The organism is Streptococcus sp. 27098_8_22 (assembly GCF_041432415.1).
In the GTDB taxonomy this organism is placed as follows: domain Bacteria; phylum Bacillota; class Bacilli; order Lactobacillales; family Streptococcaceae; genus Streptococcus; species Streptococcus pseudopneumoniae_M.
Genome location: NZ_JAPVZP010000001.1, coordinates 1 through 20,653 on the forward strand (window position 1 = coordinate 1; position 20,653 = coordinate 20,653).

14 protein-coding genes are annotated in these 20,653 nt (G+C 37.3%); all 14 read left to right on the forward strand.

Annotation, left to right across the window (positions count from 1 at the left end):
* Positions 1–98 precede the first annotated feature (98 nt).
* The 14 genes from rexB (at position 99) to O3633_RS00070 (ending at position 20,388) form a co-directional block, all read left to right on the forward strand.
* Positions 99–3,350: an ATP-dependent nuclease subunit B gene (gene rexB, locus O3633_RS00005; protein ID WP_371620398.1), complete on the forward strand. Its 3,252-nt coding sequence runs from the start codon at positions 99–101 to the stop codon at positions 3,348–3,350.
* On the forward strand, positions 3,347–6,991 hold the full coding sequence (gene addA, locus O3633_RS00010; protein ID WP_371619951.1) for a helicase-exonuclease AddAB subunit AddA: 3,645 nt from the start codon (positions 3,347–3,349) through the stop codon (positions 6,989–6,991). The genes rexB and addA overlap by 4 nt, the downstream gene beginning before the upstream one ends.
* 16 nt (positions 6,992–7,007) lie before the next feature.
* On the forward strand, positions 7,008–8,186 hold the full coding sequence (locus O3633_RS00015) for a hypothetical protein (RefSeq protein WP_371619952.1): 1,179 nt from the start codon (positions 7,008–7,010) through the stop codon (positions 8,184–8,186).
* Between the two features lie 128 nt (positions 8,187–8,314).
* Positions 8,315–8,812, forward strand: coding sequence for a YkgJ family cysteine cluster protein (locus O3633_RS00020; RefSeq protein ID WP_371619953.1), 498 nt, complete (start codon positions 8,315–8,317; stop codon positions 8,810–8,812).
* Positions 8,813–8,937: 125 nt separating this feature from the next.
* Positions 8,938–10,881: an LPXTG cell wall anchor domain-containing protein gene (locus tag O3633_RS00025; RefSeq protein WP_371619954.1), complete on the forward strand. Its 1,944-nt coding sequence runs from the start codon at positions 8,938–8,940 to the stop codon at positions 10,879–10,881.
* Positions 10,882–11,154: 273 nt separating this feature from the next.
* Entirely contained in the window at positions 11,155–12,198 is a 1,044-nt protein-coding gene (locus tag O3633_RS00030) for a bifunctional glycosyltransferase family 2/GtrA family protein (RefSeq protein WP_049529662.1), read from the forward strand.
* Complete coding sequence (locus tag O3633_RS00035; RefSeq protein WP_371619955.1) at positions 12,195–13,106, forward strand: phosphodiester glycosidase family protein; 912 nt, start codon at positions 12,195–12,197, stop codon at positions 13,104–13,106. Before O3633_RS00030 ends, O3633_RS00035 begins: the two co-directional genes overlap by 4 nt.
* Positions 13,087–13,533 carry a hypothetical protein gene (locus O3633_RS00040; RefSeq protein ID WP_049529708.1) on the forward strand — a complete coding sequence of 149 codons (447 nt, stop codon included), beginning with the start codon at positions 13,087–13,089 and terminating at the stop codon, positions 13,531–13,533. Before O3633_RS00035 ends, O3633_RS00040 begins: the two co-directional genes overlap by 20 nt.
* Before the next feature lie 214 nt (positions 13,534–13,747).
* Positions 13,748–15,760, forward strand: a complete 2,013-nt coding sequence (locus O3633_RS00045; RefSeq protein WP_371619956.1) for a glucosaminidase domain-containing protein — start codon at positions 13,748–13,750, stop codon at positions 15,758–15,760.
* Between the two features lie 76 nt (positions 15,761–15,836).
* Positions 15,837–16,169: an Imm40 family immunity protein gene (gene imm40 / locus O3633_RS00050; protein ID WP_371619957.1), complete on the forward strand. Its 333-nt coding sequence runs from the start codon at positions 15,837–15,839 to the stop codon at positions 16,167–16,169.
* Between the two features lie 169 nt (positions 16,170–16,338).
* Positions 16,339–17,190 carry a ribosome biogenesis GTPase YlqF gene (gene ylqF / locus O3633_RS00055; protein ID WP_371619958.1) on the forward strand — a complete coding sequence of 284 codons (852 nt, stop codon included), beginning with the start codon at positions 16,339–16,341 and terminating at the stop codon, positions 17,188–17,190.
* On the forward strand, positions 17,177–17,956 hold the full coding sequence (rnhB, locus tag O3633_RS00060; protein WP_371619959.1) for a ribonuclease HII: 780 nt from the start codon (positions 17,177–17,179) through the stop codon (positions 17,954–17,956). Before ylqF ends, rnhB begins: the two co-directional genes overlap by 14 nt.
* A gap of 15 nt (positions 17,957–17,971) precedes the next feature.
* Positions 17,972–19,522, forward strand: coding sequence for a H(+)/Cl(-) exchange transporter ClcA (locus O3633_RS00065; RefSeq protein ID WP_371619960.1), 1,551 nt, complete (start codon positions 17,972–17,974; stop codon positions 19,520–19,522).
* Between the two features lie 122 nt (positions 19,523–19,644).
* Positions 19,645–20,388 (forward strand): CPBP family intramembrane glutamic endopeptidase, encoded by a 744-nt coding sequence (locus tag O3633_RS00070; protein WP_371619961.1) that lies wholly within the window; start codon positions 19,645–19,647, stop codon positions 20,386–20,388.
* Positions 20,389–20,653: the final 265 nt, after the last annotated feature.

Below are 20,653 nucleotides of genomic sequence, written 5' to 3' on the forward strand. Positions count from 1 at the left end.
TTTACTTTTTATCAGTAGTTTAAGAACTCTCTATTTATAGGATTAGCAGTAAAAAAATGGTATAATGAAAGGTAATGAAAAAATCAAATGAGGCAGAGATGAAACTACTTTATACCGACATTCGGACTTCTTTGACAGAAATCCTGACCAAGGAGGCTCAAGGACTGGTTGCCCAAGGCAAACGAGTCTTTTACATAGCTCCTAACTCTCTTTCTTTTGAAAAGGAACGTGCCGTGCTGGAGTGCTTGAGTCAGCAGGCTTCTTTTGCTATCACAGTCACGCGCTTCGCTCAAATGGCTCGTTATCTGGTCTTAAATGATATTCCTGAGAGGTCAAGTCTCGATGATATCGGTCTTGGTATGGCTTTCTATAAATGTCTGTCTGAGATAGACCCTAAGGATTTACGTGTTTACGGGGCTATTAAACAAGATCCGCAATTCATCCAGCAACTGATTGAGATTTATCATGAAATTTCAACTGCAAAGATGAGTTTTTTGGACTTGGAAAGTTTGACAGATGCTGATAAACGCTCTGATTTACTCTTGATTTTTGAAAAGATAACAGCTTATTTAAATCAAGGTCAAGTTTCACAAGGGAGTCCATTATCCTATCTGATTGATGCTATCGAAGAAAACAAGGTAAGTAGTGATTTTAGTAAGATTGCCCTAGTTATTGATGGTTTTACCCGTTTTTCTGCAGAAGAGGAACACCTAGTGGATTTACTTCACCGTAAAGGTGTTGAGATTATTATTGGTGTATATGCGACTAAGAAAGCTTATAATACCCCTTTTAGTGAAGGGAACCTCTATCAAGCCAGTGTTGAATTTCTACGTCATTTAGCTTTTAAATATCAGACCAAGGCAGAAGATGCATGTCAAGAACAGGAAAAGCTTGATGCCTTTGCCAAGGCCTCAAAATTACTGGAAAGTGCTTATGATTATTCTGAAATTAGCTTAGAAGTGGATGCTAAGGATAGAGAAGACTTGCAAATCTGGTCTTGTCTGACACAAAAAGAAGAGCTGGAGCTAGTTGCTCGCAGCATTCGCCAAAAATTGCACCAAGAGCCTGAACTAAGCTACAAAAATTTTCGTATCTTACTCGGAGACTTAGAGTCTTATAAACTGTCCTTGCAAACAATTTTTAATCAATATCAAATTCCTTTCTATCTGGGGAGAAGCGAGTCTATGGCTCATCATCCTTTGACTCAATTTGTAGAATCTGTGGGACGTCTCAAACGGTACTATTTCCGTCAAGAAGATTTGATTAATCTCCTACGCACTGGATTGTATACCGACCTTAGTCAAGAAGAAATCGATAGCTTTGAACAATATATCCGCTATTTAGGTATTGATGGTCTTTCTAACTTTAAACAAGAATTTACAAAAAATCATCATGGAAAATTTGATTTAGAGAAAGTAAACGAGCTTCGTGTTCGTGTTCTAAATCCATTAGAAACGTTATTATCCAGTCGTAAGCAAAAGACTGAAAATATCCTTACAAAATGGAACAACTTTTTGAAGGATTCCTTTGTGACTAAGCAACTGCAAATCTTATCTGAAACAATGGAAGCGGCAGAACAAGAAAGACAAGAAGAGGTCTGGAAAGCATTTTGCCACGTAATGGAGCAATTTGCGACCGTATTTGAAGGTTCTCAGGTTACTTTAGATGATTTTTTGGCACTTCTTCATTCAGGGATGTCCTTATCAAATTATCGTACAATCCCAGCAACGGTAGATACGGTTCTGGTGCAAAGTTATGATTTGATTGCGCCTTTGACTTCTGATTACATCTATGCGCTTGGCTTAACTCAGGATCATCTACCTAAAATCACCCAAAATACTAGTCTTTTGAGCGATGAAGAAAGAGAAGTGCTAAACCAAGCAACTCAAGAAGGTTCTCAATTACTGATTGCAAGTCAAGAAAATCTTAAGAAGAACCGCTATACCATGCTTTCTTTGGTCAATTCTGCTAGGAAGGAATTGATCTTATCGGCACCAAGTTTACTCAATGAAAATGAGAGTAAAGAGTCGGTATATCTGAAAGAATTGCAGGACTTTGGTTTTAGCAAGATTGAAAAGAGAATTGACCGAAGCAGTCTATCAACAGATGATATCGGTTCTTATCACAGTCTTTTGTCTAGTCTGGTTGCCTATCATCAGCAAGGTGAGATGGAGACAAGTGACCAAGACTTAACCTTTGTCAAAGTTTTAGCCCGTGTTATGGGTAAAAAGTTGGAGGGTAAAGGTCTGGATAACCCAGTTCTGCCTACAAGTCCACGAAGTAAGACTTTAGCAGCAGATACTTTAGATGCCTTGTATCCTCAAGATCAAGATTTCTATCTATCAACTTCTGGATTAACAGAGTTTTATCGTAATGAATACAGCTATTACCTTCGTTATGTCTTAGGCTTGCAGGAAGAATTGCGTCTTAAACCTGATGCACGAAGTCACGGGAATTTCTTGCATCGTATCTTTGAACGTGTATTGAAACTTCCTGTTGATACACCTTTTGACCGACGTTTAGAACAAGCAATTTCTGAAACCACCCAAGAAAGAGAATTTCAAGCCATTTATCAGGAAAGTTTGGAAGCCCAATTAACCAAAGAAGTTCTTTTAGACGTTGCGCGTGCAACTGGGCATATACTTCGTCACAATTCTGAAATTGAAACAATACAGGAAGAAGCAGTCTTTGGTGGTAAGGAACAAGCCTTTATTCAGCTAGATAATGGTCAAAATCTCTATGTTCGTGGTAAGGTTGACCGCATTGACCGTCTAAAATCAGATGGAGCTATTGGTGTTGTAGATTATAAGTCTTCTTTGACTCAGTTCAAGTTTCCTATGTTTTATAATGGTCTTAACTCGCAATTACCAACCTATCTAGCTGCCCTCAAGCAAGAAGGGAATACGGATTTCTTTGGAGCTATGTACCTAGAAATGGCTGAACCAATTCAGTCATTGCAAACTGCAAAAACTCTTTCTAAAGCAGTAGCAGAAACCAATAAGACTATGAAATACCAAGGCCTCTTTCTTGAAAAAGAGATAAAAAACCTTGGAGAGTTTTACAATAAAAATAAGACTTATCAGTTGTCTGATGAGGAATTCCAGTTATTGTTGGACTATAATGCCCTTCTCTACAAAAAAGCGGCAGAGAAGATTTTATCTGGTGAATTTGCGATCAACCCTTATACAGAAAACGGTAGAAGCATTGCACCCTATGTTCAACAATATCAAGCTATTACAGGTTTTGAAGCTAATTACCATCTAGGCCAGGCTAGATTATTAGATAAGGTTGCCAAGAGCAATGCCAAGGAAGCTTGGTTTAATAAAATCAGAGAGGAGTTGGAGCGATGAAATTTTTAACCCAAGAAGAGATTGCAGCCTTGCAAGTAGCAGAAGCTCAGTCTAACAAGAAACCTAAGAAAACAGCTGAACAAATTCAAGCTATTTATAGCTCTGGTCAAAATATTCTGGTCTCAGCTTCAGCTGGTTCAGGGAAAACCTTTGTCATGGCTGAACGGATTCTTGACCAACTAGCGCGTGGTGTAGAAATTCGCCAACTCTTTATCTCTACCTTTACCGTTAAGGCAGCGACCGAGTTAAAAGAACGCTTGGAAAAGAAAATCAGCCAACAAATCCAAGAAACCCAAGATCTGGAACTAAAAAAACACCTCGGCAGACAATTAGCTGATTTACCAAACGCTGCAATTGGAACCATGGACTCATTTACCCAAAAATTCCTGGCCAAGCATGGATATCTACTAGATCTTGCTCCAAATTTTCGCATTCTTCAGAATGAAAGTGAACAACTTCTCTTAAAAAATGAGGTTTTTCGACAAGTTTTTGAACATCACTACCAAGGCAAGGATAAAGATAATTTTAGTCGATTGGTCAAGAACTTTGCAGGTAGAAGCAAAGACGCGCGTGGACTACGTAAACAGGTCTATATGATTTATGACTTTTTGCAATCCACCAGCAATCCTCAAGCTTGGCTAGAAGATTCCTTTCTAAAGGGATTTGAAGAGGCTGATTTTACGGTTGCTAAAGAAAAACTTGCAGAGGATATAAAAGAAAGACTTTGGGATTTAGAAAGCTTTTTCCGTTACCATTTGGATAATGATGCCAAGGAATTTGGCAAAGCAGCTTATTTAGAATCTGTCCAACAAGTTCTTGATGAAATCGGTGCTTTAAGCCATAAATCAACCTTTGACAATATCCAAAAAGTGCTAGAGCGAGTTGTTAGTATCTCTAAGGATAAGGGAGGTCGTGCTCTTACAAATGCCAGTCGCAAGGCTGAACCTCAAGAACTGAAAGAAGCATACAACCAAGAGAGAAAAGACAAGTTTGAAAAGCTAATTGCACTAAATGACCAAATCACATTATTGAAATTCCAGGAGGAATATCATCAAGAGTCTTGGGACTTGGCAAAGACATTCCAAGTCTTCATGAGGGATTTTGTTGATGCCTATCGACAACGGAAGCGCGAAGAAAATGCCTTCGAATTTGCTGATATTAGCCACTATACCATTGAGATTTTGGAAAACTTCTCTCAGGTTCGACAAGAGTATCACGAACGCTTCCATGAAGTCATGGTCGATGAGTACCAAGATACCAACCACATCCAGGAAAGAATGCTGGAACTCCTCTCAAACGGTCATAATCGTTTTATGGTAGGAGATATTAAGCAGTCCATTTATCGATTTAGACAGGCAGATCCCCAAATTTTCAACGAAAAATTTCATAGATTTGCTCAAGATAGCAAAGAAGGTCAGTTAATACTCCTTAAGGAGAACTTCCGTAGTAGTTCAGAAGTTCTAGATGCTACTAATGACGTCTTTAAGCATCTTATGGACGAGGAAGTTGGAGAGATTTCTTATGACGGTATGCATCAACTTGTATTTGGGAATACAGATATAAAACCAGATCCAGAAAATAGAGCAGAAGTTCTCTTATATGATAAGGATGATTGCGATTCTGATGATGAGGAGGAACTTGCAACCAACAAATTAACTGGTGAAATGCGCATGGTGCTTAAGGAGATAATTCATCTTCATAATGATAAGGGTGTACCTTTCAAGGACATGGCTCTCTTAACTGCCAGCAGAAGTCGCAATGACCAGGTTCTACTTGCCTTGTCTGAGTATGGTATTCCTGTCAAGACGGATGGTGCTCAAAACAATTATTTGCAATCTTTAGAAGTGCAGGTGCTGTTGGATACTCTTCGTGTCATCCACAACCCTCTTCAAGATTTCGCTTTAGTGGCTTTAATGAAGTCTCCAATGTTTAACTTTGACGAGGATGAATTAGCTCGTCTTGCTCTCCAAAAATCCGAGGATAAGGTCCAAGAAAACTTTTACGAGAAACTAGTCAATGCTCAAGCACAAACTAGCCTCCAAAAGGATTTAATTAAGACTGAATTACACAAAAAGTTAGACTTTTTCATGGAAACCGTCCAGGCTTGGCGTTTGTATTCTAAAACGCACTCACTTTATGATCTCATTTGGAAAATCTATAGCGACCGCTTTTACTATGACTATGTCGGTGCTTTGCCAAATGGTCAGTCTAGACAGGCTAACCTCTATGCCTTAGCTTTACGAGCTGATCAGTTTGAAAAGAGTAATTTTAAGGGATTATCTCGCTTTATTCGAATGATAGATCAGGTCTTGGAAGCCCAGCATGATCTTGCCAATGTGGCTGTAGCACCACCTAAGGATGCTGTAGAACTTATGAGTATTCATAAAAGTAAGGGCCTTGAGTTTCCTTATGTCTTTATCCTTAATATTGATCAGCAATTTAACAAGCAAGATTCCATGTCTGAGGTCATCCTAAGTCGAAGAAATGGCCTTGGTCTCAAGTATGTTGCTAGAGTTGCTACAGATGCCAAAGAGGAATACGTTCCATCTACGATTAAGTTATCTATTCCAAGCTTGACTTATACTCAAAATGAAGATGAGCTCCAATTAGCAAGCTATTCTGAGTTAATGCGTTTACTGTATGTAGCCATGACTCGTGCTGAGAAAAAACTCTATCTAGTCGGAAAGGGATCGAGGGAAAAGTTGGAGTCTAAAGAATACCCGACAAATGGGCAAGGTCTCCTAACTCGTCAAACCAGGTTAGATGCTCAAAATTTCCAGGACTGGATTTGGGCCATCTATCAAGCTTTTTCTAAAGAGGACTTACACTTTATTGTTCGTTTCGAGGGTGAAGAGCAACTGACAGAAGAAGCTATCGGTAAATTGGAAACTAAAAGCCAGCTCCAAGATCAATCCCAAGCAGACAATCGCCAATCTGATACTATCAAGGAGGCTCTACAAATGCTGAAAGAAGTGGAAGTCTATAATCAAGTCCACCGAGCAGCAATTAATCTTCCAAGTGTTCAAACGCCAAGTCAGATTAAAAAATTCTATGAACCCGTCATGGATATGGAAGGCGTGGTAGTGGCTGGTCAAAGTCAACTAAAAGAAAGCACTGTTCAATTCAACCTTCCTGATTTCTCTAAAACTAAGAAAGTTACTGGTGCTGAAATTGGTAGTGCTACCCATGAACTCATGCAGCGAATTAACCTTTCTAAGAAGCCAAGTATAGAAACTCTGACAGAAGCCTTAGAGCAAGTGCAAGCAAGTTCGTCTGTTAAAGATAAAGTTAATCTAGCCAAAATTTTATCTTTCTTTGATACAAATCTTGGTCAAGAGATCCTTGCAAATCAAGATAAACTTTATCGTGAACAGCCTTTCTCAATGTTAAAAAGAGACGAGAAAAGTCAAGAAAACTTCGTTGTCCGTGGAATCTTAGATGGGTATCTCCTCTACAATGATAAGATTGCTCTCTTTGACTACAAAACAGACCATTATGAGCATGCTAGTCAGCTTGTTGAACGCTATCGAGGACAATTAGATCTCTATGCAGAGGCTCTATCTCGCTCTTATCAGATAGAAACAGTTGAGAAATATTTGATTCTACTTGGTAAAGACCAAGTAGAAGTCGTTAAACTCTAAAAAGAAAGGAGACATCATGTCCATTCCTGTTAGAAAAACCTTATATGATGCAGTTTTAGAGGCATCTAAAGCCGATACTTGGGAACAAGCTACCAAAGAATGGAGTGAAGTTTCCTTGATTTTTAATGGAATTGGTCGAAGCAATTGTGTTTGTGGTAATGCTATTAAGTATGCTTATGAACTTTTTAACGGAGTTACTGGCAAACGTCTCTTTCCCATTGGGAGTGACTGTGTGCGTCATTTCCAAAGAATTAGCCTAGATCAACAGCTTGAAGAGGAGGAAAGACTTCTCAGAAAGCTTGAAAATCTGACCAGAAAAGCCCAGAAAAAAGAAGCCATTCGAGTTAATAAAACAGATTTTGATGAGCGACTGATCAACTGGCTATGGAAAAAGGGAGCTTTCAAGTCAAATCGAGGTAATCAATTCTCACCAGAAAAGGATTATCAACTCTTTTTGGAGGTCTTTCAAGGTGGAAGTTGGACTAAGGCAGAGCCTTTGAAGAAAGCTCGGATGGAAGAAGTCCTTGAGAAATTTATCAAACCCTTTCTACTTGGAAAATCTGACGATCAACTCTATCTAGTTAAACTAGGAAAAGAAAAAATTGACTATGAGCAAGAACTTCGCATCAAAGCTGAAAAGGAACGAAAGAAGCGAGACAAGATTGCTAAACAATATGCGGATAATCTAGTTCTAGCAATGGGACCAGCTGAACGTGCCTATCAAGATTACTTTGGACTGAGCGAAACACTGACTCTAGAAGAACGCCAGTGGGAAAAGATTCTCTTCTGTAAAAATCGTGCAGAACGTTCTATAAAATCAAAACAGTACCAAAGAGAACTTGAAAAGGATCAATGCATTGCTAGTCAAGACCCTCTTGAAAGAAAACAAAAGCAAGTATGGTTGCTTAACTCGTATTTTAAGGATATACCCGAAGAAAAAGCTCGCTTTTCTCGACTTTTAACCATGTATCGAAAAACTGGAGAAATCCCATTTTCAAGAGAATATCTGTCTAATAATCTATTTGATTTTTTCTACAAAATGAAGGCTTTTGAGTTTGAAATAGCACCCGACCAGGTACGTGATTTTTTAAAGGAGTCTTTAAATGCAGAAAACCTATCGTCCGCTCAAAAATCTTGGATAGAAGGCATTTTAACCAACTGCATCAAACCTTTTTTAGAAAGAATGATGGTATAGCAGTAGTTTTCGTTCTGCATGGAGAGACTCATTATTGTTAAAATTATGTTTCAAAGCAATTTTACATAATTTACTTTATGTATAAATCCAAAATATTTGTATCAACATTAAAAAAATAGAAAGAAACTATGTCCAAAGAAATCGATATCGAATATTATCACCAACTAGCCTTGCAAAAACAAAAAGAGCATCGGAAGTTTTTAGGAAATCTGAAAAAGAAAGCACCTAAAAATTTGGATAAGATTGCCCTTGAAATCCATCAAGAAGTTTTTACTGAAATTGATTGTACAGCCTGCGCTAACTGTTGTAAGAGCCTTGGACCGGACTTTAAAGAAGCAGATATCACACGTATCGCAAAATACTTTAAAATGAAATTGCCAGCCTTTGAAGCTGAGTTTTTGCAAGTAGATGAAGACGGTGATAAAGTCTTTAAGTCAATGCCTTGTCCCTTCTTAGGAGGCGATCATCTGTGTTCAATCTACGATGTCCGTCCCAAAGCCTGTCGTGAATTTCCACATACTGACCGTAAGAAGATTTATCAAATCAATAATCTGACTATCAAAAATACTTTAACCTGTCCCGCAGCCTATCTCTTCGTTGAAAAATTAAGAGATAAAACCGAATGAAGGAGTCTTTATTAGGTAATTGTTTGCTAACTAAGGCGTTTATATAGTATAATTTATGTGAGAGTAATATCAATGAATAGGATTTTGCTTATGCATGATCCCTTTCATATAAGGAGAAAAAGTGTATGAAAAAACTCACTAAATTTGGCATCATTACAATGTCTGTCTTTGCTCTAAATTTGGTTTCTCAGTCAGTAGTTCAAGCTGAAGAAACTAATAGCGAACCAGCAAATGTTTCAGTGACACTAGGTATTACTAATTCAACTGATGCTGAGAACACTTCTTCAGTAGACAATATGGTTGCACCAGTCCCTACTAGTGACACCTCACTAAAATCAGACGAAGAGGATGCCAATGCTTCCTCACATAAAACTGAAGAAATCTCAACTAATAGCGAAGGTACAACTGTCGGGAAAGAAGGTTCAACTTGCCCTCCTGGGACTTCAACAGGCTCTGTCCCAGGCGCTAGTTGCGAACCAGATGGTAGCAATATCATTGATGAAGGTGGTTATGTCAATATTGAAGGACTTCCAGCACATTTTAGTGAAGATGGTAAAAGTGTAGTCTATAATTACACTGTAGCCTTCAAAGGAATGCACTCAAGTGATGAAGGTCAAACTGTTCGCGATATTCGTATCCGTATTCCTGAGATTTCAGGTGCAAAAGCTGATTTCACTTTGATTGGAACTCGTGATGCTAATGGAAATCCTGTAGATGTTAATGTTCCAATGAAAGAGCGTTCGTATAATGAATATCGTGAGTCTACTGATGAAGGGGAGATTGTTCCAACTTCAGAAGAACTAGCAGCTGGTAAGAAACCTTCCGTTGTTAATATGAAGGAATATGAAGATTCTGCCTTTGATCCAGACTATTATGGCTATTATGAAGCTTATAATGATAGAGTTAGTACATATGCTGTTAGTTCAAAAACATTGAGATCAACAGCTCTTCGAGTATCTGTGACCGTACCCTTGGAGGAAGCTAAGAAGATCAAGTACTTACCAATCGACGTGAGATTTGCTTGGAAATGTTCTCAAGAAGGTGGGATTGGTTCATATGAAGAAGGTTGCCAAAGTCTTGAAGAATATCATCAAATTCAACCATATTATCAAGACAGCAATGGGAAATTGACTTATGGTGCTCTAGCTAATCCAAGTTTAGTAGATGATAATTATGTTCAGAATGACCATCTAATTAGGTCAGTTTCAAACCAAAATACTCATATCACACCAAATAACGGTGATTGGAGAACTATTCCTCATGATGTTAATATTAATCCTGAGACCTTCTTTAATTATGTGAAAATTTTTACTTTGAAAGCCAATCCTGCTGTTAAATACTATGCTTCAGAATTTGAAGATATGGCTGACCAGGATGTTTCTACGCTTCACTATGGAGATGTAGTGGTGGATTATGTGATCAAAGGAACAAATCAATCTATCAAGGAAACTTATAAAGACACACCATTAACTTCTATTTATGGATCTGATGGAAAACTTGTGACCTATAATACTGGTGAGAACACGGATGAACGTCCATCTTCTATCACTGTAGATGGTCAAAAATACAATCTTGTTGGTGTTTCTTCAACATCTGCACCAGAAACAGGTGAGCTAAAAGAAGGAACAACTCATGTTATTTATGAGTATGAGAAGGAGCCAGATCCAAAACCAACTCCAGATCCAAAACCAACTCCAGATCCAAAACCAACCCCAGATCCAGAACCAACTCCAGATCCGAAACCAACTCCGGATTCAGAACCAACTCCAGATCCGAAACTAACTCCAGATCCAGAACCAACTCCGGATCCAAAACCAACTCCGGATCCAAAACCAACTCCGGATCCAAAACCAACTCCGGATCCAAAACTAACTCCAAATCCAGAGCCAGCTCCAAATCCTGTTCAACCAGAAAATGTTCAATCTACTGAGCAAAAATCAGCTCCAGAAAAACCTCAGTTACCAAATACAGGAACTTCTGATTCGCCATTAGCTATGAATCTTCTTGCTATTTTAGCTGGAATCTTTGGTATTTCACTTTTCAAAAAAAGTAAAAAATCAGAGAACTAAGTAAATAGTTTTAAAAAAAGTCATCCAAATTGGATGGCTTTTTATGTAGTCCCTAATATTTCTATAGTTAGAGTCTGTACCAAACAGATTTTATTTTTTTGAAATTTGTATATTTATTTTTTTCTGAAAATTCAAACCATATTTCTTATTAATTGATAAGTCTTTTCTTTAAGCTTAAAGTTTTTTAAACCTTATCTTAAAGAAAACTGATATAAGGTATTTTTAAGCGATGTTCTGTATAGTTATACCATCACCAAAGAAAGAGGTATCGATATGAACTACATAGTCATTCCAGCTTATCAACCAGATAATAAACTTATCAAACTCATCGAAAAAATTCATGAAAAGAGTGATTTTCATATTTTAGTCATAGACGACGGCAGTTCATCAAAGTGCCAAAAAATCTTTGATAAAGCAAAACAATTTGCTACTGTCATTCGTCACCAAGTGAACCAAGGTAAAGGGCAGGCTCTAAAAACAGCCTTTACTTATATCCAAGAACAAAACATTTATGGTACGGTTGTCACAGCAGATGCGGATGGACAGCACAAGGTATGGGATATTTTCCGCACGGCTAATAAAGCTTCCGAAAATCCAAACAAGCTAATCTTGGGTGTACGTGCCTTTTTTGGAAAAGTTCCCCTTCGTAGCCGTTTTGGTAACAGCTTAACCAAAGCTCTCTTTAAGCTTCAAACAGGAGTAGGAGTGACAGATACGCAGACAGGTCTTCGTGCTTTTACTACAAACTTGATACCGTTTATGCTTAAGATTGAAGGCCAACGTTACGAATATGAAATGAATATGTTGCTCGAAGCAACGAAAGAATACGAGATTTTAGAAGTTCCTATTGAAACTGTCTATATTAATGACAATGAGGCTTCACACTTCCGCCCAATCCAAGACGGACTCATGATTTATAAAAATATCTTTAAATTTGCCTTATCATCTCTCAGTAGCTTTGTTGTAGACTATGTCGTTTACGCCCTAGCAATTTTGATTTTGCCGACAGTTCCGACGAGTCTACGAATTTTTCTAGCGAACGGAGTAGCTCGTGTAACTAGCTCTATTTTCAACTATTCTACAAATAAAAAACTAGTCTTTAAAAATGACGATAGCCTTGTGAAAACAGGGATGGGATACTTTGGCCTAGCAGTCGGACTCTTTGTCTTAGACACGCTACTGATTCGTCTCTTCTTTACAGTCTTTGGTATCAACCTTCTGATTGCCAAAGTTATCGTCGGCATCCTTCTCTTCGCTGTCTCTTGGACAGTGCAGAAGAAATTCATCTTTAAGGAAAGGACATCAACTGTATTATGAAATTTTTAAAGAAACGCTATGCTTACGCCTCAGTTCTTGGCCTACTCTTGACAGGATCCTTTAGTTACTCAATGCTAAAGACCTTTGTCCTCGCTGAAACTATCTCGACAGTTGCCACAACTAGCACAAGTTCCAATGCTGCAGCAGCAAGTCAAGCTGCTAAAACAGCTACTGTCACTGACTCTAGTTATAAAGATGACAATATTTCCGTCAATTTGTCTGAAACGACGGTCAATAATACACAAGTCTACGTTGCTGATATTACTCTGAGCTCATCAGATTATCTGAAAACTGCCTTTGCTCAAAATGCTTATGGAACTAACGTAACTGCAAAAATCTCTGTAACCGCAGCTGACAACAATGCCATTTTAGCAGTAAATGGTGACTACTATGGTGCTAACTCTACAGGTTATGTTATCCGTAATGGCGTTGTCTATCGTGATACTGTTCGTGAAGATTCTAGTAATGGCGACTTAGCTATTTATAAAGACGGCTCTTTCAAGGTTATTTACGAAGATCAGATATCAGCTGAGCAACTAGTTAATGACGGTGTTGTCAATCTCTTGGCTTTTGGACCAGCCTTGGTCGAAAATGGTGAAATTGCAGTTGATACCAATACAGAAGTAGGACAAGCAATGGCTTCAAATCCTCGTACAGCTATTGGTATTATCGATGAAAACCACTATATCATCGTTGTTTCAGATGGACGTACATCAGAAAGTGAAGGACTCTCTCTTTATCAGCTAGCTGAGGTCATGAAATCTTACGGTGCAAAGACTGCCTACAATCTTGATGGCGGTGGATCATCTACACTTTATTTCAACGGTCAGGTTATCAATAAACCAACGACTGGTGGAAACAAAATTTCAGAAAGGGCGGTGAGTGACATTGTCTACATCGGTTACTAATCTTGGCAAAAAACGTTTTAAGAAAACAGTCATTTCTTATACACTAATCACTATTTTCTTCTTTGCATTTTCTAGAATTTATGAAGCTTTTAGTTTTGGAGAAACTTCTGTTCATATGCACTATTTATTTGCAGCACCTCTTGCAGGGGGGATTCTACTTGCAATCTTTCTCAAGGTTCTCCCTCATTTCTCTCGTATTAGTCTAAATCTATGGAATTCGGCAGTAGCGATTATTACAGCGGGTACACTTTTCCGAGGAATTGTCAATCTCTCAGGGCGTTCTACAACTCTGGATGCACCCTACTGGTATGTTGGGATTGGTTTTGCAATACTAGCGATCGTCACTATTTTCATCAATCCAAACCTTTGGAAGAATTCTACTAAAGCAACCAAAACAAATCGCAAAGAAGTCTATGGTCAGGCATAATGTTATAAAAAAGTAGTCGTTCAGCTGATGTTCGACTACTTTTTATTGACTTTTATTTCTAAAATATTATAAAAATATTACAAGTTCTTTTCTTCTGAAAGATACTACTTTTATATTTAACAGAATATTGTATAATAAAGTGGATAATTACTGTTTTTTACACAATATATAGAAACATCAAATCCACTATTTAGGTATTTGTAAGGAGAAAAGAATGAAAAAAATATTGCTAGCAAGTACAGTTGCCCTCTCTATGGTAGGTTTTGCAAAAACGACCGTCTATGCCGAGGATTCTCAAGCTACCAATAATGTTCAATCATCAGAAAAGATTGCTACGAATACAGTAAGCAATGAAAAGAAAAATCAAAGCGAAGCTGAAAAAGCAACTTCTCAAACTCCAGAGACCAAAGAACAACCTTCAAAAGAAACAGTAGTAGAAGTAGTTAACAAAGAAGGTTGGCAAAAAGAAAATAACCAATGGCGTTATTATGAGGATAATCAGCCAGTTTCGAATTGGAAAAAAATAGCTGGTGTTTGGTACTATTTTAATCAAGATGGTATCATGCTTAGTAATACTATCTTTAATGATTATCTACTGAATAATAGCGGTGCTTTGACAGAATCTTCTTGGGTAAAAATTGACAACCAGTGGTATTATTCCACTGAGGACGGGAAAGTTACTCGTAATAATTGGAAAAAGATAGCTGGTGTTTGGTATCGATTCGATGAAAATGGTATCATGATCAGTAATGCTGTTTACGATGACTATCTATTCAAATCAAGTGGAGCCTTAGCTGAAAATAGCTGGGTAAAAATTGCTGATAAATGGTATTATGGGAATCAAGAAGGTAAAATCAATCGTGACAAGTGGGCAAAGATTGATGGCCTATGGTATCGATTTGATGAATCTGGTGTCATGCTAAGTGCTACTATTTATAAAGACTATCTTTTCAAGACTAGTGGAGCTATGGCAGAAAATGCCTGGGCAAAACTCGAAGATAAGTGGTATTATGCTACAGCATCAGGAAAAATTATTCGCGATAAGTGGGAGAAAATCAGCGATTCATGGTACTCTTTTAATAAAGACGGTGTCATGTTAAGTAGCCAATGGAAAGAGAAATACTATCTAAAAGATAGTGGCGCCATGGCTAAAAGCGAATGGATTTTCGATGAAAAATACAAGAGTTGGTTCTACCTCAAGTCGGACGGTACCTATGCTGAAAATCAATGGGTAGGTTCTTACTATCTCAAATCTTTTGGTTATATGGCCAAAAATGAATGGATTTTCGATAAGGACTACAACGCTTGGTATTATCTAAAAGAAGATGGAGTCTATGTAACTGGTAACTTCACCATTAATGGAAAAGACTATACTTTCCAAAGCAATGGAAAATGGATTACTGATACAGCCTCATACTATAAAGTAAAACCAATTACAGCAAATGTATATAGTGCTTCTGGTGAGAAACTTAGCTATATTTCGCAAGGAAGTATTGTAGCAATTGATGGAGCTGAAGCCAAAGACGGTCGACTTCCGGTCAAAATTTCTGGCCTTTCAGGATATATGAACAAGAGTGATCTAGTAGCAGTCAGCTCAGATAGTGACTTCATTCCTCACTATGCCACTGACGGTAATTATCTTTACCATGAGTTATCACCTTACGCAAGTATTCGTGTAGCACCTCATAGTTCAGCAATGGCAATTGGTAAAAAATACTATTCAGCTGATGGCAAGAACTTTGAGAACTTTACAGTTGAAAATCCTTTCTTATTTAGAGATTTAAGAAAACCAACCAATTACACAGCTGAAGAATTAGATAAAGTCTATTCTCTTATGAATATCAAAGGAAGTCGTCTGGCAGGTAAGGGAGCAATCTTTAAAGAAGCTGAAGAACGTTATCAGATCAACGCTCTCTATCTAATTGCCCATAGTGCCATAGAAAGTTCATGGGGACGTAGCCAAATTGCTAAAGATAAAAACAACTTCTTTGGTATCGCTGCTTATGATACAACACCATATGATTCAGCAAAAAGCTTTGACGATGTTGATAAGGGTATCTTAGGTGCAGCCAAGTGGATCCGCGAAAATTACATCGATAATGGCAGAACATACCTTGGAAATAAAGCGTCAGGGATGAATGTTCTTTATGCATCAGATCCATACTGGGGAGAAAAAATTGCAAGTATCATGATGAGAATCAACAGTCAGCTAGGTGAAAAAGATTAAAAATCATTAAAATCGATAACAACTGCAAAGTGGTTATCGATTTTGCTTATCAAGAGAAACTTGAGAAATGAACTTTATGAAGCAGAATTTTGAACATATACATACAAGAGGGATAAATTTAAATCACATAGGGATCAACGCATACGCTTATGATTATTTAGTAATCCAAGACTTACTTGATAATCTCAAAGCCAATAATCAAATTATACTAGGTGGGGATGTTTTTTGCTACAAGAATGGCCAATTGAAACATACTTATGATCATTGGTATTACGAGAAACAAGATCCAACCATTGATAGCAGTAAATCCATTATTCAAACAGAAAAATATATCAGCAACTATGTTAAAGATCATGGTGAACACTATTATTTTTCAATTGTTTTAGACAATGAGGAATTTAATTTGTGACTGATTGACTTAGAAAACATTTTACAATCGGCATTGAATCAAGCGTCAAATATGAGAAATCATGTTATAATAAAAGATAGTGATTTATTTTTAGAAAAAAGGATATCTATTTAATTTTTAAATATGAAAAAATAGATACAAATCCAATAAAAGAAAGGAATTTTACAGAATGGCAACTATTCAATGGTTTCCTGGACATATGTCCAAGGCGCGTCGTCAGGTCCAGGAAAATTTAAAATTTGTTGATTTTGTGACAGTTTTAGTAGATGCACGTTTGCCCTTGTCTAGTCAAAATCCGATGCTGACGAAAATCATCGGGGACAAACCGAGACTATTGATTTTGAACAAGGCAGACCTTGCAGACCCAACATTGACAAAAGAGTGGCGTCAGCACTTTGAATCACAAGGCATTCAAACCCTAGCTATTAACTCCAAAGAGCAGGTTACAGTTAAAGTCGTAACAGACGCTGCCAAGAAACTTATGGCAGATAAGATTGCTCGTCAAAGAGAACGTGGTATTCAAATTGAAACCTTACGCACCATGATTATTGGGATTCCAAACGCAGGAAAATCAACTCTGATGAACCGTTTGGCTGGTAAGAAAATTGCTGTAGTTGGTAACAAGCCTGGTGTGACAAAAGGTCAACAATGGCTCAAAACCAATAAAGATTTGGAAATCTTGGATACTCCAGGGATTCTTTGGCCAAAATTCGAAGATGAAACGGTCGCTCTTAAACTTGCACTTACTGGAGCAATCAAGGATCAGTTGCTTCCAATGGATGAAGTGACTATTTTCGGTCTCAACTACTTTAAAACCCATTATCCCGATAAGCTTCAAGAACGTTTTAAACAAATGAATCTGGACGATGAGGCTCCCGAGATTATCATGGATATGACGCGTATCCTTGGTTTCCGTGATCATTACGATCGTTTTTACAATCTCTTTGTCAAAGAAGTTCGTGATGGAAAACTTGGTAATTACACATTAGATACATTGGATGATCTAAATGGCAACGATTAAAGAAATAAAAAAACAATTAGCAAAGATAACTGATCTTGAAAGTCCCTTTTTTAAGGAATTTGAAAAAGATTCTCGTTCAGGTGTCCAAAAAGAAATTCAAAAGCGGAAAAAAGCCCTTCAATCTGACATTGATGAAAATCTCCGCTTAGAAGCTATGCTTCGCTATGAAAAAGATTTATATAGTAAAGGGACATCCCTAATTGCTGGTGTAGATGAGGTTGGACGTGGTCCTCTGGCTGGTCCAGTGGTTGCTGCAGCAGTCATTCTGCCCAAAAATTGTAAAATAAAAGGCTTGAATGACAGTAAAAAGATCCCCAAGAAAAAACACGAGGAGATTTTTCAGGCTGTCAAAGATAAGGCTCTAGCAATTGGCATTGGGATTATGGACAATCAAGTCATTGATCAAGTCAATATCTACGAAGCGACGAAACTAGCCATGAAGGAAGCAATCTCTCAACTTGAACCTCAGCCAGAACACCTTTTGATTGATGCTATGAAGTTGAATTTGCCGATTTCTCAGACATCCATCATAAAAGGGGATGCCAACTCCTTATCTATTGCAGCAGCATCTATCATTGCTAAGGTTACAAGGGACAAGATTATGGCTAACTATGACCAAGAATTTCCAGGCTATGATTTTGCTCAAAATGCTGGCTATGGAACTGCTAAGCATCTAGAAGGAATTGAAAAGCACGGTGTCACACCTATTCATCGCACCAGTTTTGAACCGATTAAAACGATCGTTTCAGAAACTAGTAAAAAATAATTAAAGGAGAGAATTATGGAGGAACAATCGGAAATACTTAGTTCCAAGAAAGAATTTGCCTTCGCGTCCAGTACGATCTTAGCTCAAGTAGGGCGAGGTATTATTGTCGGATTAGTCGTAGGAATTATTGTAGGATCATTTCGATTTTTGATCGAAAAAGGCTTTCATATCGTTCAAGGATTTTATCAAGACCAAGAGAATCTGATACGGAATCTATTGATCATTTTATTGTTTTATATCCTCATTTGCTTAGTTAGTGCCAAATTAACACGCTCAGAAAAAGATATTAAAGGTTCTGGTATTCCTCAAGTTGAGGCAGAGTTAAAAGGTCTCATGTCTCTCAATTGGTGGAGTGTCCTCTGGAAGAAATACATTCTAGGTATTTTGGCCATTGCGAGTGGGCTTATGCTCGGTCGTGAAGGTCCCAGTATTCAGCTAGGTGCCGCTGGAGGAAAAGGAATTGCTAAATGGCTCAAGTCTAGCCCTGTTGAGGAGCGTTCGTTGATTGCTAGCGGAGCTGCTGCTGGACTTGCTGCAGCCTTTAATGCACCGATTGCGGGGTTATTATTTGTAGTAGAAGAAGTCTACCACCATTTTTCACGATTCTTCTGGGTTTCTACCTTAGCTGCAAGTCTAGTAGCAAACTTCGTTTCTCTTCTTATCTTTGGCTTGACACCCGTTCTTGATATGCCAGATAATATCCCTCTTATGAGTTTGAGTCAGTATTGGATTTATCTGCTTATGGGTATTTTTCTTGGTCTCTCAGGTTTTCTTTATGAGAAAGCGGTTCTGAATGTCGGCAAAGTATATGATTGGATTGGCCAAAAAATTCATCTAGATAAAGCTTATCATCCAATTTTTGCTTTTATCCTGATTATTCCTGTGGGAATATTCCTACCTCAAATACTTGGTGGGGGCAATCAGGTTGTCTTATCCTTAACAGAACAAGATTATAGTTTTCAAATTCTCTTAGTTTACTTCATCATTCGCTTTATTTGGAGCATGATTAGTTACGGAAGTGGACTGCCAGGTGGTATTTTCTTACCGATTTTAGCATTGGGTTCATTACTTGGTGCTCTAGTAGGTATTATTTGTGTCAATCTTGGCCTTGTTACCCAGCAGCAATTCCCTATCTTTGTGATTCTTGGAATGAGCGGGTATTTTGGGGCCATCTCAAAAGCACCTTTGACAGCTATGATTCTTGTGACAGAAATGGTTGGTGACATCCGCAATCTCATGCCTTTAGGGATGGTAACACTAGTTGCCTATATTGTTATGGACCTGCTCAAAGGGGCGCCCGTCTATGAAGCCATGCTTGAAAAAATGTTACCAGAAACCGCAAGTGATGATGGAGAAGTTACCCTAATTGAAATCCCAGTTTCTGATAAGATAGCTGGTAAGCAGGTACATGAACTCAATTTACCACACAATGTGCTCATCACAACCCAGGTACATAGCGGTAAAAGTAAGACAGTTAATGGATCTACAAGGATGTATCTAGGTGATATGATTCATCTCGTGATTCCAAAAAGTGAAATTGGAAAAGTGAAAGATTTACTACTATAAAAACATAATTTAAGTTATGTATATTTAGAAACAAAAAGATTAGAGGATATATTTATTACATAGTTTAATTTATGCTCAAAATGTAACTCTTAGACTGTTTTTTATAACCAAAGGGAGATGCTATGAGTAGAAATAAAGCTCTTGCAGTTTATTTACTTGGGACTTTTAGTCAATTATTATTAGTTTGTTTAGTTGTATTTTTCTGCAATCATTTTGGCGTTCATTCTGTTCTAGTAAATGTTTTCGGAGTAATGATTGGTGGAATCTCTACAGCCTTATGGGGTAGCATTGTTGCCATTTGCTATTATGAGATTGACTTAAAGAAAATAATAAAAGATTTTTTTAACATTCAGACCAGTTACAAACATTATTTATTAGCATTTTTTCTTATTATTCTTGATTTCTCTTTTCTATTTTTTTGGGGGAAAATCGTACAATTTATCTGGTATCTTCCTTTTCTGATGTTTTTCAAGTTTATTGTATTTGGAGGTTTGGAGGAAATTGGTTGGAGATATGTATTTCAGCCACTTTTACAAGAAAAGTTCCACTATTTTCAAGCGACAATTTTAACATTTATCATATGGTCAATTTGGCATTTATTGTTCTTTTATATAGATGGTTCTCTAGCCATCCTTCAAATAGTACCTTTTTTATTTGGGTTGCTGACAAATTCGTTTATTCTTTCATCTCTTTATTTAAAAACAAAAAATCTCTGGATTTGTGTGATGACACATTCAATGATTAATGTATTTTCTCAATTGACTATGAGTGACGACCATTACGGAATGTATCTAATCAGAATTATTGTTATTGTTGCATCATGTTATCTAGTAATGTCTAGCAAAGTTAAGTATAAAACATATTAAATAGTATTTAGAATAATTTTGAACATTTAATAGATAGTTAAAAATCCAAATCACTTTGTTGATTTGGATTTTATTGTTTTTAGAAAAAATTATAAGTTTATGTAAAAGTTATTTAAACATTGATAGAAAAACTAAAAGTTAATGTACATTTGAACAATTTTTAGTTTTCACTTAAATAAAGTACATTTTGGACCTATTTTTGCCCGAAAAAAATTTTGAGTTATGGTCTAGTTAGTTAGGCAAGCCCAAATATCTCCTATATCAT

What these genes read in the sequence shown, in the direction of transcription:
- ylqF (WP_371619958.1), top strand. Translation starts at nt 16,339, where the DNA reads ATGGCAACTATTCAATGGTTTCCTGGACATATGTCCAAGGCGCGTCGT.
- imm40 (WP_371619957.1), top strand. Translation starts at nt 15,837, where the DNA reads ATGAAGCAGAATTTTGAACATATACATACAAGAGGGATAAATTTAAAT.
- O3633_RS00015 (WP_371619952.1), top strand. Translation starts at nt 7,008, where the DNA reads ATGTCCATTCCTGTTAGAAAAACCTTATATGATGCAGTTTTAGAGGCA.
- O3633_RS00045 (WP_371619956.1), top strand. Translation starts at nt 13,748, where the DNA reads ATGAAAAAAATATTGCTAGCAAGTACAGTTGCCCTCTCTATGGTAGGT.
- O3633_RS00035 (WP_371619955.1), top strand. Translation starts at nt 12,195, where the DNA reads ATGAAATTTTTAAAGAAACGCTATGCTTACGCCTCAGTTCTTGGCCTA.
- rexB (WP_371620398.1), top strand. Translation starts at nt 99, where the DNA reads ATGAAACTACTTTATACCGACATTCGGACTTCTTTGACAGAAATCCTG.
- O3633_RS00065 (WP_371619960.1), top strand. Translation starts at nt 17,972, where the DNA reads ATGGAGGAACAATCGGAAATACTTAGTTCCAAGAAAGAATTTGCCTTC.
- addA (WP_371619951.1), top strand. Translation starts at nt 3,347, where the DNA reads ATGAAATTTTTAACCCAAGAAGAGATTGCAGCCTTGCAAGTAGCAGAA.
- O3633_RS00020 (WP_371619953.1), top strand. Translation starts at nt 8,315, where the DNA reads ATGTCCAAAGAAATCGATATCGAATATTATCACCAACTAGCCTTGCAA.
- O3633_RS00030 (WP_049529662.1), top strand. Translation starts at nt 11,155, where the DNA reads ATGAACTACATAGTCATTCCAGCTTATCAACCAGATAATAAACTTATC.
- rnhB (WP_371619959.1), top strand. Translation starts at nt 17,177, where the DNA reads ATGGCAACGATTAAAGAAATAAAAAAACAATTAGCAAAGATAACTGAT.
- O3633_RS00070 (WP_371619961.1), top strand. Translation starts at nt 19,645, where the DNA reads ATGAGTAGAAATAAAGCTCTTGCAGTTTATTTACTTGGGACTTTTAGT.
- O3633_RS00025 (WP_371619954.1), top strand. Translation starts at nt 8,938, where the DNA reads ATGAAAAAACTCACTAAATTTGGCATCATTACAATGTCTGTCTTTGCT.